The following is a 16,492-nucleotide window of genomic DNA, read 5'->3' on the forward strand; positions in this document are numbered from 1 at the left end:
AAAAAAGAGCGTTTGCAATCATGACTAAGCCCCACTGCCGTGTCCTCGCCAGCCCTGTGCTGCGCTCTTCGAACCCCGATATTTGCCCCGCGATCTTCGAGATCCGCGTGGACTTCTGATCACCCCCAAAAATCCAAAAAGAGCAATGACCCATGAAAGAACTCGACTTGTATATCGGTGAAGGTTTCGAAGGCCCTGGCGTGAACGCCGCGCACATCAACATTCTGATTGGGCCGCGCAACGGTCCGGCAGGGCAGGCGTTTGCCAATAGCCTGGCATCGCCGAGCCAGGGGCATTGCCCATTCATGGTGATCGCTCAGCCGAACATTCCGGTCAAACCGATGACCCTTTACGTCAACAAAGCCGCGATCAGCAGCGATCTGCATGGCAACGCGACCTGGGGCGCCTCCCAGGCCGGGATTGCCAAGGCTGTGCTTGAAGCGCTGCTGGACGGCACCTTGCCGCCGGAAGCCGAAGACGAGTGGGCCATCGTGACGGCCAACTGGGTCAACCCGGCCTGCGATGACCTCGATGCGGTCTACCGCAACAACTACAACGCCTGCCGCACAGCGATCCGCGCCGCCCTGACCGGCAAGCCGGAAACCGCGCAACTGGCGGATGTGGTCGATCACATCAGCAACCCTTTCTACACCCCAAAAGCCTGAGGTCGCGCCATGCAATACATTCGTTTGGGCAACTCCGGCCTGCAAGTCTCCCGCCTGTGCCTGGGCACCATGAACATGGGCACCCCGGACTGGAAACCGTGGATTTTCGACGAGAAGCAAAGCGAGCCGATCGTCGCCCACGCCCTCGACAACGGGGTAAATTTCATCGACCTGGCGGACTTCTATTCCGCTGGGGTCGGTGAGGAAGTGGTGGGGCGCATCGTCAAGCGTCTGGCTCGTCGGGACGACCTGGTGATCACCACCAAGGTAGGCTACGGCACCCGCAACGGCATCAATGCCAGCGGTCATTCGCGCAAGCACATCATGGACAGCATCGACGCCTCGCTGAAGCGTCTGAACATGGATTACGTCGATGTCTACATGCTGCATTATTTCGACATGAACACCCCGGTTGAAGAAACCATGAGCGCGATGAACGACATCGTGCGTTCCGGCAAGGCCCGTTACATCGGCGTGTCGACCATGCTCACCGGGCAATTGGCGAAGATCCTCATGGCTTGCGAGCGCAATGGTTGGGTCAAGCCGATCAACATGCAGTTGCAACTGAACTGTGCCTACCGCGAAGAAGAGCGCGAGATGATCCCGTTCTGCCGCGATCAAGGTCTCGGCGTCTCGGTGTTCAGTCCGCTGGCCCGTGGCCTGCTGACCGGTGACGTGCAATCGACCCGCAACCAGACCGACTTTTTCACTCAACAGATGTACAGCGACGAAGCCTCGTTCGAAATCGCTCATTCGGTGCAACGCGTGGCCCGTGCCCGTGGTGTATCGAACGCGCAGATCGCCCAGGCCTGGGTCGCCAACCATCCGGGCGTCGATTGCATGCTGGTGGGCGCCGACACCACTGCACAGTTCGACAGCGCCCTGGCGGCGCTGGAGACCAGGCTCGATGCCGAAGAACTGCATGAACTGGAACGCAACTACACCCCGTGCGACGTGATCAACGATTACACCGCCGGTAAACGCATCCTGCGCTCGGCCCGGCCGGGTCTGGAACGCTTCAATCTGACCGAGGCTGTGGCATGAACGCGCTGATCCGCAATGGCAACTTCATCGATGGCCAATGGTCCAGCGGTGGCGCAACTTATCCGGTGCTCAACCCGGCCAACGGCGAACTCATCGTCGAGGTGCAAAAGGCCGGTGAAAAAGAAACCAACCTCGCCATCGCCGCCGCCAATCGTGCCTTGCCGGCCTGGCGCAAACTGACCGCCAAGGAACGCAGCCAGCGGCTCAAGCGCTGGAGCGAGCTGATGCTGAGCAACCAGAAGGACCTGGCCACCTTGCTCAGCCGCGAACAGGGCAAACCGTTGGCCGAAGCCATGGGCGAAGTGGTCTACGCCGCAAGCTTCCTGGAGTGGTTCGCCGAAGAAGCCAAGCGCGCTTATGGTGATGTGATCCCGAGCCACAAGGCTGACGCACGAATCATTGTGGTCAAGGAAGCCATCGGCGTGGTCGCGGCGATCACCCCGTGGAACTTCCCGTTGGCGATGGTCACCCGCAAGGTCGGTCCGGCGCTGGCGGCGGGTTGTACAATGATCCTCAAACCGTCTGAAGAAACCCCGCTGTCGGCCTTCGCCCTCGCGGTGCTGGCCGAGCAGGCGGGCATTCCGGCCGGCGTGTTCAACATCGTCTCGGGAGACGCGGTGGCGATTGGCGGGGCGCTGCAAGCCTCCAGCATCGTGCGCAAACTGTCGTTCACCGGCTCAACTCGCACCGGCAAACTGTTGATGCGCCAGGCCGCCGACACCTTGAAAAAGGTCTCGCTGGAACTGGGCGGCAACGCGCCGTTCATTGTCTTCGACGACGCCGATCTGGACGCCGCCGTCAGAGGCGCCATGGCCTCGAAATTCCGTAACACCGGGCAGACCTGCGTCTGTGTAAACCGTTTCTTCATTCAGGACGGCGTGTACGAAGCCTTTACCAGCAAACTCGCTGAAGCGGTCGCGGCGATGCGTGTCGGCAGTGCACTGGACGGTGAAACCGAGCAAGGTCCGCTGATCAACGTAGCGGCATTGGCCAAGGTTGAACTGCATGTCGGTGACGCTCTGGAGAAGGGCGCCAAGCTGTTGTGTGGTGGTCGTCGGCATGCGCTCGGTGGCACGTTCTTCGAACCGACCATCCTCACCGAAGCCAACAGCGACATGCTGATCGCCCAGGACGAAACCTTCGGCCCGGTGGCCGCATGCTTCCGCTTCAAGGACGAAGCCGAAGTGCTGCAACGGGCCAACGACACGCCGTATGGGCTGTCGGCGTACTTCTACAGCCGCGATATCGGCCGCGTGTGGCGCATGGCCGAAGGTCTGGAAGCGGGCATGGTCGGGATCAACGAAGGAATCATTTCCACAGAAGTTGCACCGTTCGGTGGCATCAAGGAATCGGGCCTCGGTCGCGAGGGTTCGAAGTACGGTCTGGAGGACTACCTGGAAATCAAATACCTGTTGATGGGCGGGCTCTAAGGCCCACCCATTAACCAATGTGGGAGCGAGCCTGCTCGCGAAGGCGGCATTACATTCAACATCTATGTTGACTGACACTCCGCTTTCGCGAGCAGGCTCGCTCCCACAGGGGATATTGGTGTTCTATGGATTACTCACCAACCCCAACCACTGCGTAAACAACCGCACCTTCGACAACCCCTGTTTGTCGTTCGCCACGTCCAGCCAATAGCCATACGGCCCCACCACTTCCACCGGGGTGATCGGCAGCAGGCTGCCATTGGCCAGTTCCTTCTCGATCATCTGCCGGTCAATCACCGCCAACCCGCCACCGGCCAGAGCCGTGTGAATCACCTGATCCAGCGTGCTGAATTCCAGCCCCTGCGCGGCATCGATATCGTCACGCCCCATCGCCGCCAACCAATTCTCCCAAACCTTCAAGCGCTTGCCGTCGTGCAGGATGTGCAGCAGTGGAAACTGCCGCAAGTCCGGCGGCTGGCCGTTGACGAACAACTCCGGACTAGCCACCGCCATGTGCCGTTCCATCACCAGCAACTGGCTGCTGCAATGGCTCGCTGCTTCGAGGCCGAAGCGGATGTGGCAGTCGATTTCCGCGAGGTTGTCGTGGCCGCTCTGGTGGATCACGCTCAGGCTGATGTCCGGATAGCGTTGGCAAAAGGCGCGCAAGTGCGCCGACAACCAGCGCGTGGCCCAGGTCGGTGGTGCGACGATACGCAGGCGCTGGCGCAGGTTGGGCACGCGTACCGCTTGCAGGGCGTGTTCGATGTGGTCGAAGGCGTCGCTCAAGTGTGGGAAGAGGGCGATACCGGTTTCGGTCAGCGACAGACCCTGAGGCGTGCGAATGAACAGGGCTACACCGAGATAGTCTTCGAGTTGCTTGATCTGACGGCTGACTGCGCCTTGGGTAACGTTCAGACCCAGCGCCGCCTGGCTGAAACTGCGATGCCGCGCGACTTCTTCAAAGACTCGCAGCATGTTGAGCGAGGGCAGTTGACGCATGAAAGGATGACTCCGCACCTGACGCCGATGTGGGACAGGTTTATTGTTTTTGGCGAATGTTTTGTAGGGCGTATCTGACTCCTCTGGCATGGGCTGATGCAAGTGTTGTTTGGGCTATTCGCGAGCAGGCTCGCTCCCACAGGTTATGCGCTAAACCTGTGGGAGCGAGCTTGCTCGCGAAGGCGCCTTCAAGGGCGCCAAAAAATCCGGATCAGAAGTAATACCCAATGTTCATGTACAACTGGTTTTCCCACTGGTTACTGCCGCCAGCCCCCAAACTCTGGGTGTAGCTGCTGCCACCAATGTACGGGTCGTTCTTGCCGAACAGCCACTCGGTGGCGATCCACAGTTTGCTCACCGAGAACGAGGTGCCGAGGATCATTCGCTGAGAGGTCTTGAAGTCGTCCGCCGACTTGTCGAAGGCACTGTAGTTGGCGTACAGCTTGATCCCGCTGATCTCGTCGAACAAGTATTTACCGTCCACGTCGTAGCTCAGGTCTGCGACGTACAGGTTGCCGCGGCTGGCGACGTTGAACGTGCCGTCGTAGCCGCCGAAGGTCACCACCTGGTCGGTTCCGGGGTTGCGCGGCGACATCTGTTGGCGGGCCGCTTGCAGTTGCACGCCCCATGGGCCGTTCTTGCCCAGGTAATGCAGGGCCAGGGCATTGCGTCGGCCATCTTCGCGAGTGTCGCGGTTCTCCAGGGTCGAGGTCAGGCCCGAGATCCCGACTTCGGATTTCCAGTCACCCAACTGCACGGCTTTTGCCAGGCGCACCACCGCGGTGTTGTGCTCTTGGTTGTTGCTGCCATCGGCCACGTAGCTGTCGGCCTTGGAAACCACCGTGGAGTAGGTGTCACCGTTGCTGGTGCCTCGGCCCTGCAGTGCCGGGCGCAGGTAGTAACCAGCCTGGAGGTTCCAGTCACCGTACTGCTGGATGTATTTGGCGCCCACCTGTTCCACGTCTTCGAGACCAACCACGTTGCCCAGGGTCTCGTAGAAAGTGCTGCCGAAATAGGGCTGCAGGCCGAACGGCACTTGGTTCAGACCAACTTGTACCTGTTGGTCCGGGTTGAATTTGTAGCCCACCCAGGCGGTTTCGGCGAACTGAACCGCGCCAATGCGATCGGTGTACTTGTACGGGTAGGACCGACCGTAGAATCGGTACTTGGCCGCGCCGATCCAGGTGTCGGAGTTGTACTTGGCGGTGAGGAACGCGGTGTCGAAGTTGAACGTCTGGATGTCGCGATCCGGGTCATAGTCCCAACGCGCCCGGACGGCTCCGCCAAGGTCGAGGTTGTCGGTCACCTGAACCGCCATAGCGGGTGCCGCGAGGGCACCGAGCACAGGAATTAGAGCAATGGAACGGATCGCGCGAGGGGTGGTTGTGCGCACAGTGAGACTCCTGATTTCTGATTTATAGTTGGCAGCAGCAACCCGGACCGCAACGAACGCTGCGGCCTGGGGAAAGGGTTATTGACTCAGTTGGCCTGAGGTCGGATCAGCCTCAACGGGGGGGCAATCGCGGGCGCAACCGGTATCACCGAAGCGCCGGGTGCCGCCGCCAGCAAGGTCTGGGTGTAGGTGTTTTGCGGTCGCAACAACACCTGTTCCGCTGTGCCGTACTCCACCACTTCACCCTGGCGCATCACCGCGATGTAGTCACTGATCTGCGCCGCCACTCGCAGGTCATGGGTGATGAACAAAATGCTCAGATTGAGGCGCTGTTGCAGCTCGGCGAGCAACTCCAGCACCTGCTTCTGCACCGAGACATCCAGCGCCGAGACGCTTTCATCGGCGATCAACACTTCCGGGCGCATCGCCAGGGCGCGGGCGATGCCGATGCGCTGGCGCTGGCCACCCGAGAACTGCCGTGGCTTGCGCTTGAGAGCGTCACGTTTGAGCCCGACTTGTTCCAGCAAGTCGCCGGCCTCGGTCCACGCATCCCTGGCCGATAATCCACGTAGTTGCGCAGCGCGGGCGATGATGTCGCCGACCCGATGCCGTGGATTGAGCGAGCCATAAGGGTCCTGGAAAATCATCTGGATCCGTCGCCGATTGGCCGCCAGGGCCGACCCGCGCAATACCAGGAAATCCGTGTCACCGACCCAGACGTGGCCGCTGTCGCTTTCCACCAGCCGAATCGCCGCTTTCACCAGCGTGCTCTTGCCCGAGCCGGATTCGCCGACAATCGCCAGGGTCTTGCCCCGTGGCAGTTGCAGCGAGACGTCCTTGAGCGCCGGGACCAAGCGGCCGCCGACGTTGTAGGTCTTGGTCAGGTGCTCGATGCGCAGCGCGAGTTCGCCATCGGCGCACGGCGCGTGCAATTCGGGATGCAGCGCCGGCACGGCGGCGATCAACTTTCGGGTGTACGGGTGTTTCGGCGCGTTGAGCACTTGATCGCGCTCACCGATTTCTACCAGCACACCGCCCTCCATGACGGCGATGCGGTCGGCGATTTCCGCCACCACGCCGAAGTCGTGGGTGATGAACAGAATGCCGTGCTGACCGCGACCACGCAGGTCACGCACCAGTTTCAGCACCTGGGCCTGAGTGGTCACGTCCAGCGCCGTGGTCGGTTCGTCGGCGATCAGCAAGTCCGGGTTCATCGCCAACGCCATGGCAATCACCACCCGTTGGCATTGGCCGCCGGAGAGCTGATGGGGAAAGCTGTTGGCGATCCGTGGCGGGTCGGGCAATTGGGTGGAGTCGAACAGGGCGAGCATGCGTTCCCGGCGCTCGGCGGCGGGCATGGTCGGCGCGTGAATGTCGAAGATCTCTTCGACCTGCTGGCCGATGCGAATCGCCGGGTTCAACGCCGCCATCGGCTCCTGGAAAATCATCGCGATGCGGTTGCCACGCAACCGGCGCAGCGAGTGTTCGTCCATGCGGCAGATGTCGTCGCCGAGAAAATCGATCACCCCTTCGCTGTGGCGCAGGCCCTTGGCGTAGTCGCCCATGATTGCCGCCGAAAGCACCGATTTGCCGGAGCCGGACTCGCCGATCACGCAGAGGATTTCGCCCTTGCGCACGTCGAGGCTGATGCCCTTGACCGCATGGCTACGGTCGGCGCCGGCAGGCAGTTCGATGGAAAGGTTTTCCACCTTCAATACTTGTAGATGACTCATGCTCAACTCCTTGTGCCTTTCTGGGCGTGTTCGTCCAGACCGTCCGCCAGCAGGCTCAGGCCCAGCATCAGGCTGGAGATGGCGATGCACGGGAAGATCACCAGGTGCGGGAAGGCGATGGCCATGCTGCGGCCTTCGTTGATCATGCCGCCCCAGTCCGGCGTGGGCGGTGGCAGACCGAGGCCGAGGAAGCCGAGCGCGCCGATCATGATCGCGGTGTAGCCGATGCGCAGGCAGAAATCGACGATCAACGGGCCGCCACAGTTGGGGAGGATTTCCACCAGCATGATCCGCAGCGAACCTTCACCCTGGGTGATGGCGCTGAGCACGTAGTCCCGGGAGCGGATGTCGATGGTCAGTGCGCGCATTATCCGGAAGATCGCCGGGGCACTGGTGAAGGTCACGGCAATCAGGATGTTCAGCGCCGAAGCGCCGAGGGCGATAATGATCACGATGTACAACACCAGCACCGGGAACGACAGCACGGTGTCGGCGACATACGACAGCAACGCATCGACCCAGCCATTGAAGTAGCCGGCGCACAGGCCCATGGCGATGCCCACGGCGAACGCGGTCAGCGTCGCCAGGATCGACCAGAACAGCACGGTGCGCGTGCCCCAGATCAGCCGCGAAAGAATGTCCCGGCCGATCATGTCGGTGCCCAGCAGGAAGCTCAGGCCATTGCCATCCGGGGTCATTGGCGTCAGCAACGGGGTGAAGCTTTCCAGTGGATCGTGGGGCGCCAGCCATGGTGCGAACAGCGCCATCAGCACCCAGCCGCCGACCAGCAGCAAACCGAGCAACGCCAAGGGATGTTTGAACGAATTGAGGAAGTTCATTGGCCACCTCCGCCAAGACTGCGCAAGGTGATGCGCGGGTTGAGCCAGGTGTAGGCCAGGTCCGAGAAGATTTTGGTCGCGCCGACTACGATGCCGCTGATCATCGCGCAGGCTTCGATCAAGTAGACGTCATGGTTCAGCGACGCGGTGTAGAGCAGCGAACCGAAGCCTTTGTAGGCGAAAAACACTTCGACCACGATCACGTTCGACAACAACCACGGGATGTACAGCATGATCACCGTGATGGGGGCGATCAGGACGTTGCGCAGGGCATGGCGCAACACGATGCGTGAGGTGGACGCGCCTTTGAGGCGGGCGGTGCGGATGTACGGCGCCTGCATCACTTCGACCATCGAGGCCCGGGTGATCCGCGCCAGATAACCGATGCCGAACAGGCACAGCACCATCAGCGGCAGCGCCAGCTCCACGGCGTTGAAGCCGTCGCTCATGCTGCTCACGCCCGGTAGCCAGTTGAGCCAGAACACGAAGATCGCCGAGACAAACACCGCGCTGGCGAAGTCCGGAATCGAGGTGGTAACGATCGACAGAAACGACACCAGCCGATCCACCGCCGAACCCTGGCGAATGCCCGCCAGAATGCCGAGTGTCAGCGCCACCGGTACCATCACCAGCAAGGCCAGTCCGGCGAGGATCAGGGTTTGCCCAAGGTTGGGCAGCAGCAGGTCAATCACAGGCTCACGAAAGTGCACCGAGGTGCCCCAGTCGCCGTGGACAAAATCCTTTAGCCACACCAGATAACGCCAGACGAAGGGTTGGTTGTAACCGTGTTCCACCAGCCACGCAGCGCGCTGGTCGGCGGCGGAGTAGGGGCCGAGGACGTTGATCGCAACGTCCTCGATGTTCAGTTCCAGGGCCAGGAACACGATCATTGACACCGACAGCAGGGTTGCCGCCAGCGCCAATAACTTGCGCAATAGAAATTCAGCCATGCTCGCACGCTCCGGCTAATCAAGGGATGGCGGCCCGCCGCACCTTAGTGGGCGAGCTCGTTCTGGGCGCTTGAATCAGGCGCTCAACCAGACTTCATCCATTGGGTAGAAGTCCGAAGGGTGAACCTTGAACCCCTGGACCTTCGTGCTCGCGGCGGTGAACTTGTCACCCCAGAACGGCTGCACCATGACGCACGCGTCATGCAGGATTTGCTCGACGCTTTCCATCGCCAGAGCCCGCTGTTTCGGGTCGATGATGCCCATGGCCTTGTCCAGCGCAGCGTCGAAGGCCGGGTCGCTGTAGTGGCTTTCGTTCCAGGCCGCGCCGCTGCGATAGGCCAGTTCCAGGGACATCACGCCCAACGGGCGGTGGGCCCAGTAGGTGAGGCTGAACGCGGCTTTGTTCCAGATCGGCCAGTACTGGGTGGCCGGGATCACCTTGAGGTTGATGCGGATGCCGGCCTCGGCGCAGTTCTGCTGCAAGATCTGCGCGCAATCCTGTTCATAGCGGCCTTGGGTGTTGCCGATGATCAGGTCGATGTCGATGCCGTTCGGATGACCGGCTTCGGCGAGGAGTTTCTTCGCGCCAGCGACGTCCCGGGCACGTTTGGGCAACGGGAAGTATTCCGGATGGGACGGGGCGACGTGATGGTCTTCACCCAGGGTGCCCATGCCGCGATAGGCGATTTTCAGCATCTGTGCGTTGTCGGCGCAGAGCACCACCGCTTTGCGAATTCGCAGGTCATCGAACGGTTTCTGGTCGCAGGCCATGCGCATAACGACGGTTTGCGCCGATTTGCAGGTCAGCAATTGCGCACCCGGTAAACGCTTGGCCAGGTCCAGTTCGGCCACGGTCACCCGGTACAGCACGTCCACTTGTCCAGCCTGCAACGCCGCGAGGTGGGTGGAGATGTCGGTGCCCATGTCGACGTAGCGCAACTCGTCGAGGTTGGCCGGTTTGCGCCAGTAATCGGCACGCTTGGCGAAGGTCGCTTGCTTGTTGACCGCGAACGAAACCAGTTTGAACGGCCCGGTGCCGAGCGGGTTTTTCGCCCAGTCATCACCGGCCTTGAAGCTGCGGTGAACGATGGCGCAAGTGAAAGCGTTGAGCATTTCCGGGATCGCCAGCATCGGTCGCTTGAGCACCAGGCGGAATTGGAAGTCGCCGAGTTTTTCGAAGGCACGGATGTCCTGGAACGCGGTGCGGTTGACCGACTTGGAGTCGGCGGCAATCCAGCGCTCGATGTTGTGCTGCACGTCCTCGACGTTGAAGGTGTCGCCATTGCTCCACTTCACGTCCTGGCGCAGGTTGAAGGTCCAGGTCTTGAGGTCGTCTGACGGGCTCCAGCTCTCGGCCAGGTACGGGTGGGTGATGTTGTCGGCGTCGACCCAGGTCAGGTATTCCAGCGCGTTGCGCAGCAGGTTCGAGGCTTCGATCCAGGTGATCAGCATCGGGTCCTGGATTTCCTGGATGGCGCAAGCAAACCGCAGGCTGCCGCCCTGGCGCGGCGGGACGACATCGGCGGCGCGGGCCGGATTACCGAGCAGGGCGGAACCGAGGAAGGTGCTGGCGCTGGCGGCGGTGATGCCCAGCAGCGCGGCGGTGCGCAGGAATTGCCGGCGGTTGATCTCGCCGCTTTTGACTTGGGTGCACAGGTCGTTTACCGCTGGATGCGGCAAGGCGCCGTCCAGAGTCTTTAACTCGTCGAGATAAGGCATGGGGCAGCTCTCATGTTGTTTTTATTTGAGATGGCCGCAGTTTTGTCATCGGCGCAAAGATCGACAAACGATAAATTCAACGCGTAAACGTTCGATAAATGCATGTTACTGACGGATGATTCTGTCAACGCCTGAGCTAGACAGGCCGGATGCCGCTCCTGTGGGAGCGAGCCTGCTCGCGAAAGCAATCTGACAGCCACCTTTTAAGTGACTGAAAGTCCGCATTCGCGAGCAGGCTCGCTCCCACATAGAGCAATTGCTCATCCAGTAGAAATCGTCCTACACAACACAAAAATGCATGTTACTCAGGAAATTTCCCATAAGGCGTGGGATGCTTGGCACTCGTCAGCCCTTGCGCGAGTCACCTTCATGAAACGCAAAATGCCCGCGCTCAATGCGCTCAAAGCCTTCGAAGTGGCCGGCAGCACCGGCAGCTTTACCCGGGCGGCGGAGTTGCTCAATGTCACCCAGAGTGCGGTCAGCCGGCAGGTGCGTCAGTTGGAGGAACAACTGGGCGAGAACCTGTTGGAGCGTCGGCATCATCACCTTGAACTGACCAGCGCCGGCCGGGTTTTGCTGCGGGCGCTGCATCAATCCTTCGACAAGATCGAGCTGACGGTGCGAAGCATCCAGCAGAAATCCCACGCCAATCGGCTGCACATCAACGCGCCGCCGACCTTCACCAGCCGCTGGTTGATGCCGCGTCTGGGACGACTGCGGGAGAAGCACCCGGAACTGGAGTTGAGCATCACCACCCGCCTGCAGGACAGCCTGGCGGAAACCAGCACCCTGGACTGCGCGATCCGTTTCGGCGATGGCGAATGGGATGGGCTGGACAGTTCGCTGCTGATTCAGGAACGGCACATCGCGGTGTGTGCGCCGTCCTTGTATGCGCGGGAGTGGAGCGAGGGCGGCATCGACCTCAATCGCCTGACGTTGCTGCATGTGCTGGCCCGGGAAGATCAGCGCTACCTGACCTGGAAACACTGGCTGGACGCCGCGAAAATCACCGGCGTCGACACCCAGGGCGGTTATGAATTCGACCTGCTGGACCTGGCGATCCGCGCGGCTACTGACGGTTTGGGCATCACCATCGCCGACTGGCACATGGTCGCCCCGGAACTGGCCAACGGGCAGTTGACCCAGGTGCTGAACGTGCACGTGGAAGGGCACCAATCCTACTGGCTGGTGACCCGGCCGGAGCAGACCTTGATGCCGCAATTGCAGATGTTCAGCCAGTGGTTGCAGGAGGAGATCTGGTTGGCGCAGCGGCAGTTGGAGCCCTCCACCGCAGCCAGCTAAATCACCGCAAACCCCCTGTGGGAGCGAGCCTGCTCGCGATAGCGGTGGGTCCGTTGCATTGATGGCGTCTGACACTCCGCCATCGCGAGCAGGCTCGCTCCCACAGGGAAATGTGTCGTTTGAGGGGGAACCTGCCTTTTTCGAATGTTCCGCCGCTCAATAAATCGTTTGTTCAACCCGTGCAGGATGCCAAGACTGCAGGAACTGGATAAAAACAACGATGGGCGATTCACATGCGACTCGAGCGAAACTTTGTAAACGGTCACTTCATTGAGCCTGCCAGCGACGCGCTGATTGCAGTCTACAACCCGGCGACCGAAGCCTTGGTCGGTCAGGTCTCGGCGGCGACTACTGCTGAAGCCACGGCCGCCGTAGACGCCGCAGCCGCCGCCCAGAAGGTCTGGGGCAAACTCACCAGCATTGAACGCGCCGAACACTTGCGGGCCTTTGCCGACGCCCTTGAAGCCTGCGCCGAAAACATCGGTGCCGCCCTGGCCGCCGAGTCCGGCAAGAGCGTCAGCGATGCCAGCAACGAAGCCCGTTACGCCGCGCAGATCACCCGTTACCACGCCGAGTGGGCGCGTCGTATCGAAGGCGAGATCATTCCCAGCGACACCCCGAACGAAAACCTGTTCCTGCACCGCGAGCCGATTGGCGTGGTCGCGTGCCTGATTCCGTTCAACTACCCGGTCTATACGCTGTTGCGCAAAATCGCCCCGGCGCTGATTGCCGGCAACACCGTGGTGGTGCGCCCGAGCAACAACACTCCGACTTCGGCCTTCGAAATCGCCAAGGCTGTGCAGCAGTCCGGCTTGCCGGCCGGCGTGGTGAACATCCTGACCATGGACCACGCCACCGCCGCCAGCGTCTGCACCCACAAGGCTGTCGGTTTGATCACCCTGACCGGCAGCGTCAACGCCGGGCGCATCGTGCTCGATTACTGCAAGGCCAACATCGCCAAGCCATCGCTGGAGCTGGGCGGCAAAACCCCGGCGATCATCGAAGCCGACGCCGACCTGGAAAAAGCCGCCAGCGACATCATCGCCTCCAAGACCACCCATTGCGGTCAGTTGTGTACGGCTGTGGAGCGGGTCTACGTGCAGGAAAGCGTCTACGACCAGTTCCTCGCACTGCTCAAATCCAAGATCAGCGCGGTGAAGTTCGGCGACCGCGCCACCGATGCCAGCCTGATGGGCCCGTTGGTCAACGCCAGTTCGCAGCAGAACATCCACGCCATGGTCGAGCGCGCCATCGCCGACGGTGCTGTACTGGAAACAGGCGGTTGTATCCCGCAGGGCAACGGCCACTTCTACCCGCCGACCCTGCTCAGCGGCTGCCGCCAGGACATGGAAATCATCCAGGAAGAAATCTTCGGCCCGGTGCTGCCAGTGCTCAAGTACCGCGACATCGACGAAGCGCTGGCCATGGCCAACGATCACCAGTTCGGCCTGTCGTCGGTGCTGTACACCGAGAACTACCGCACCACCATGAAAGTCGCCAACGCCATCGAGGCTGGCGAGTTGTACGTTAATCGCACCCCGGCCGACCCGTACCAGGGCTTCCATGCCGGCTGGAAACGCTCGGGCCTGGGCGGCGATGACGGCAAGCACGGCATGCTCGAATTCACCCAGACCCGCCTGGTGGTGATGAAGTACTGATCCACCGGCAACACGCCTCAGGCCACACCTATAAAAACAATTATTTGGGGCACCCGGACCACCGGGCTGCCCGAGGTCACACAGATGTCCAAGCCTGCAACCACTGTTGCCGCTGTTCAGGGTTCGAACGCGGGTTTAAAAAGCCACAGTGACAAAGGAAGTCGCTATTTCCAACTGACGCTGCTGGTGCTGGCCGCCGGTGCGATCTACCCGATTCTGTACCTGCGTCAGGTCTACCAGACCACCATGCTCGAAGTGTTCCAGATCAACCACAGCGAGCTGGGTTATCTGTACTCGATGCTCGGGACGATTTTCCTGCTCAGCTACTTGCCGAGCGGCTGGCTGGCGGACCGGGTTGCGCCACGGTTTCTGATTTTCTTTTCGCTGGTGGCCACCGGAGCCCTGGGGCTTTGGTACTCCACGGCGCCGTCGATGACCGGTTTGATGATCATCTTCGGTTGCTGGGGCCTGACCACCGGCCTGACCTTCTGGGCCTCGGTGCTCAAGCGGGTGAAGATGATTGCCCATCACACTGAACAGGGCCGGTTTTTCGGCATCCTCGACGGTGGTCGCGGCCTGGTGGAAGCCTTGTTGGCAACTGTCGCCCTGGGACTGTTTGCGTTCGCCACCGAAACCCGTGGCGAGTCGGCCGCCGAAGGCTTCAAGCACGTGGTCTACCTGTATGCCTTCACCTGTATCGCCATCGGCTGTGTGCTGGTGCTGATCAAGGACCCGAAGTCGATGGAAGAAACCGCAGCAGTGGAGAAGGGCAAGTTCAACCTGCTCAGCGACCTGACCACGTTGGTGAAAATCCCTGAACTGTGGCTGGTCACCGCTATCGTGTTCTGCGGTTACCACATTTTCTGGGCCACCTACAGCTTCTCCGATTACCTGCAGGGCGGCGGCATGACCGCGGTCATGGCCGGCACCATCACCACCATCAAGTTGTGGATGCGCCCGATTGGCGGTATCGGCGGTGGCTGGCTCGGCGACAAGTTCTCGAACATTTCGGTGCTGATCGTGGCGCTGTTCTGCGCGACGTTGGCGATGGTCGGCCTGATCGTGTTCCCGGCGCTCAACAGCCTGGGCCTGCTGATCGGCACGGTGATTTTCATCGGCCTGATGACCTATGCGATTCGCGGCCTGTACTGGGCGATCCTTGATACCTGCGACATTCCGCTGCGCATCACCGGCCTGGCCATCGGCATTGTCTCGGTGGTCGGTTATCTGCCGGACGCCTTTATTCCCTTGATCAACGGCTACCTCACCGAGCATTTCCCCGGTGCCTTTGGTTACAAGCTGTATTTCGGCTACATCGCTTTCGTCGGCCTGCTGGGGACCCTCGCGGCCCTGACCTTGCGCGCACGTATCAATCGCAAAACCTTGAACCAGACTTCTTTGAATTAAACAGGTGCCTGTGATGAAAATCGTCGCCTTAGAAACCCATATCGTTGCCGTCCCGCCACCGCACATCGGCGGCATGTACTGGCTGTTCGTCAAGCTCAAGACCGATTGCGGCATCGAAGGTGTAGGCGAGATTTACGCCGCGACTTTTGGCCCCAAAGCCATGCTGCCGATCATCGAAGACGTGTTCGAACGCTACCTGCTCAACCATGATCCGCACCACATCGAGCGTTTTTTCCGTCAGGCCTATTCGAGTGGTTTCACCCAGCGTCCGGACCTGACCATGATGGGTGTGGTCAGCGGCCTGGAGATGGCCTGCTGGGACATCATCGGCAAAGCGGCGAACAAACCGGTGTATGAATTGTTGGGCGGCAAGGTCAACGAACGCTTGCGTTCCTACACCTACCTGTACCCAGTGAACAGCAAGGGCGAGTACGACTACGACGACCCGGACCTGGCCGCTGAATGCGCCATCGAGAATATGAACAAAGGCTTCACGGCCGTGAAGTTCGACCCGGCGGGACCGTACACCGCGTACTCCGGGCACCAGATCTCGCTGCAAGTGCTGGAACGCTGCGAAACCTTCTGCCGCAAGATCCGCGAAGCGGTGGGCGACAAGTGCGACCTGCTGTTCGGCACTCACGGGCAGATGGTGCCGTCCTCGGCGATTCGTCTGGCCAAGCGCCTGGAGAAGTACGACCCGCTGTGGTTCGAAGAACCGGTACCGCCGGGTCAGGAAGAGGCCATGGCGCAAGTCGCGGCCAAGACCACCATCCCGATTGCCACCGGCGAGCGGCTGACCACCAAGTACGAATTCTTCAAATTGCTTCAGGCGGGCGGTGCGTCGATTATGCAGATGAACGTCGCCCGCTGCGGCGGTCTGCTGGAGGCCAAGAAGATCGCGAGCATGGCCGAGGCCTACTACGCGCAAATCGCGCCGCACCTCTACAACGGGCCGATCGGCGCGGCGGCGAGTTTCCAGTTGGCGACCTGCACGCCGAACTTCCTGATCCAGGAAAGCATCATGACCTGGGGCGGTTTCCACGCCGAAGTGCTGACCAAACCGCTGCAATGGGAGGACGGCTACATCATCCCGTCCACTGAGCCGGGCCTTGGGGTGGAGCTGAACATGGACGTGGTGCGCAAGCATTCGCCGTACACCGGTGAGCGCTTGCACCTGCAAATGGCGCCGACCCCGGCGGACGTCAAAGACACATCGCCGGCCAGAGGCTGACGGGAAGCGGCGCAGTTCCCCTAGTGGGAGCGAGCCTGCTCGCGAAAGCGCCGGCTCAGTCAACATTGATGCTGAATGTGCTGCCGCCTTCGCGAGCAGGCTCGCTCTCACAGGGGCCGCGC

13 protein-coding genes are annotated in these 16,492 nt (G+C 61.1%); 7 read left to right on the top strand and 6 right to left on the bottom strand.

The annotated features are described in order from the left end of the window. Nucleotides 1-152 precede the first annotated feature (152 nt). Genes fae through NTD87_RS26900 form a run of 3 tightly spaced genes read left to right on the top strand, consistent with a single transcriptional unit; the run spans nucleotide 153 to nucleotide 3,139 of the window. Entirely contained in the window at nucleotides 153-665 is a 513-nt protein-coding gene (fae, locus tag NTD87_RS26890; protein ID WP_262117199.1) for a formaldehyde-activating enzyme, read from the top strand. Between the two features lie 9 nt (nucleotides 666-674). Next, nucleotides 675-1,709, top strand: coding sequence for an aldo/keto reductase (locus NTD87_RS26895; RefSeq protein WP_262117200.1), 1,035 nt, complete (start codon nucleotides 675-677; stop codon nucleotides 1,707-1,709). Further along, nucleotides 1,706-3,139: an NAD-dependent succinate-semialdehyde dehydrogenase gene (locus NTD87_RS26900; RefSeq protein WP_262117201.1), complete on the top strand. Its 1,434-nt coding sequence runs from the start codon at nucleotides 1,706-1,708 to the stop codon at nucleotides 3,137-3,139. The genes NTD87_RS26895 and NTD87_RS26900 overlap by 4 nt, the downstream gene beginning before the upstream one ends. Before the next feature lie 123 nt (nucleotides 3,140-3,262). On the opposite strand, the gene NTD87_RS26905 is transcribed toward NTD87_RS26900, so the two are convergent. From NTD87_RS26905 to NTD87_RS26930, 6 genes are all read right to left on the bottom strand, one after another. Beyond that, a complete protein-coding gene (locus tag NTD87_RS26905) occupies nucleotides 3,263-4,138 on the bottom strand; it encodes a LysR substrate-binding domain-containing protein (RefSeq protein WP_262117202.1) in 876 nt (291 codons plus the stop codon). Between the two features lie 211 nt (nucleotides 4,139-4,349). Then, nucleotides 4,350-5,531, bottom strand: coding sequence for a hypothetical protein (locus NTD87_RS26910; RefSeq protein WP_262117203.1), 1,182 nt, complete (start codon nucleotides 5,529-5,531; stop codon nucleotides 4,350-4,352). Between the two features lie 86 nt (nucleotides 5,532-5,617). After that, nucleotides 5,618-7,264 (bottom strand): dipeptide ABC transporter ATP-binding protein, encoded by a 1,647-nt coding sequence (locus NTD87_RS26915; RefSeq protein ID WP_262117204.1) that lies wholly within the window; start codon nucleotides 7,262-7,264, stop codon nucleotides 5,618-5,620. A 2-nt stretch (nucleotides 7,265-7,266) separates the two neighbouring features. After that, complete coding sequence (locus tag NTD87_RS26920; protein WP_262117205.1) at nucleotides 7,267-8,103, bottom strand: ABC transporter permease; 837 nt, start codon at nucleotides 8,101-8,103, stop codon at nucleotides 7,267-7,269. Then, the gene (locus tag NTD87_RS26925) at nucleotides 8,100-9,053 is read right to left on the bottom strand and encodes an ABC transporter permease (RefSeq protein WP_262117206.1); all 954 of its coding nucleotides are present in this window, start codon (nucleotides 9,051-9,053) and stop codon (nucleotides 8,100-8,102) included. The genes NTD87_RS26920 and NTD87_RS26925 overlap by 4 nt, the downstream gene beginning before the upstream one ends. 75 nt (nucleotides 9,054-9,128) lie before the next feature. Beyond that, nucleotides 9,129-10,772 (bottom strand): ABC transporter substrate-binding protein, encoded by a 1,644-nt coding sequence (locus NTD87_RS26930; protein WP_262117207.1) that lies wholly within the window; start codon nucleotides 10,770-10,772, stop codon nucleotides 9,129-9,131. A 369-nt stretch (nucleotides 10,773-11,141) separates the two neighbouring features. Between NTD87_RS26930 and NTD87_RS26935 the strand changes: the two genes are divergently transcribed. The 4 genes from NTD87_RS26935 (at nucleotide 11,142) to NTD87_RS26950 (ending at nucleotide 16,370) form a co-directional block, all read left to right on the top strand. Further along, nucleotides 11,142-12,074, top strand: coding sequence for a LysR substrate-binding domain-containing protein (locus NTD87_RS26935; RefSeq protein WP_262117208.1), 933 nt, complete (start codon nucleotides 11,142-11,144; stop codon nucleotides 12,072-12,074). A 233-nt stretch (nucleotides 12,075-12,307) separates the two neighbouring features. Then, the gene (gene aldA, locus NTD87_RS26940; RefSeq protein WP_262117209.1) at nucleotides 12,308-13,732 is read left to right on the top strand and encodes an aldehyde dehydrogenase; all 1,425 of its coding nucleotides are present in this window, start codon (nucleotides 12,308-12,310) and stop codon (nucleotides 13,730-13,732) included. A gap of 84 nt (nucleotides 13,733-13,816) precedes the next feature. Beyond that, a complete protein-coding gene (locus tag NTD87_RS26945) occupies nucleotides 13,817-15,139 on the top strand; it encodes an MFS transporter (RefSeq protein WP_262117210.1) in 1,323 nt (440 codons plus the stop codon). A 13-nt stretch (nucleotides 15,140-15,152) separates the two neighbouring features. Further along, nucleotides 15,153-16,370, top strand: a complete 1,218-nt coding sequence (locus tag NTD87_RS26950; protein WP_262117211.1) for a mandelate racemase/muconate lactonizing enzyme family protein — start codon at nucleotides 15,153-15,155, stop codon at nucleotides 16,368-16,370. The last annotated feature ends 122 nt before the right edge of the window (nucleotides 16,371-16,492 follow it).

Origin of the sequence: Pseudomonas sp. 6D_7.1_Bac1, assembly GCF_025465945.1 — a bacterium.
Taxonomy (GTDB): Bacteria; Pseudomonadota; Gammaproteobacteria; order Pseudomonadales; family Pseudomonadaceae; genus Aquipseudomonas.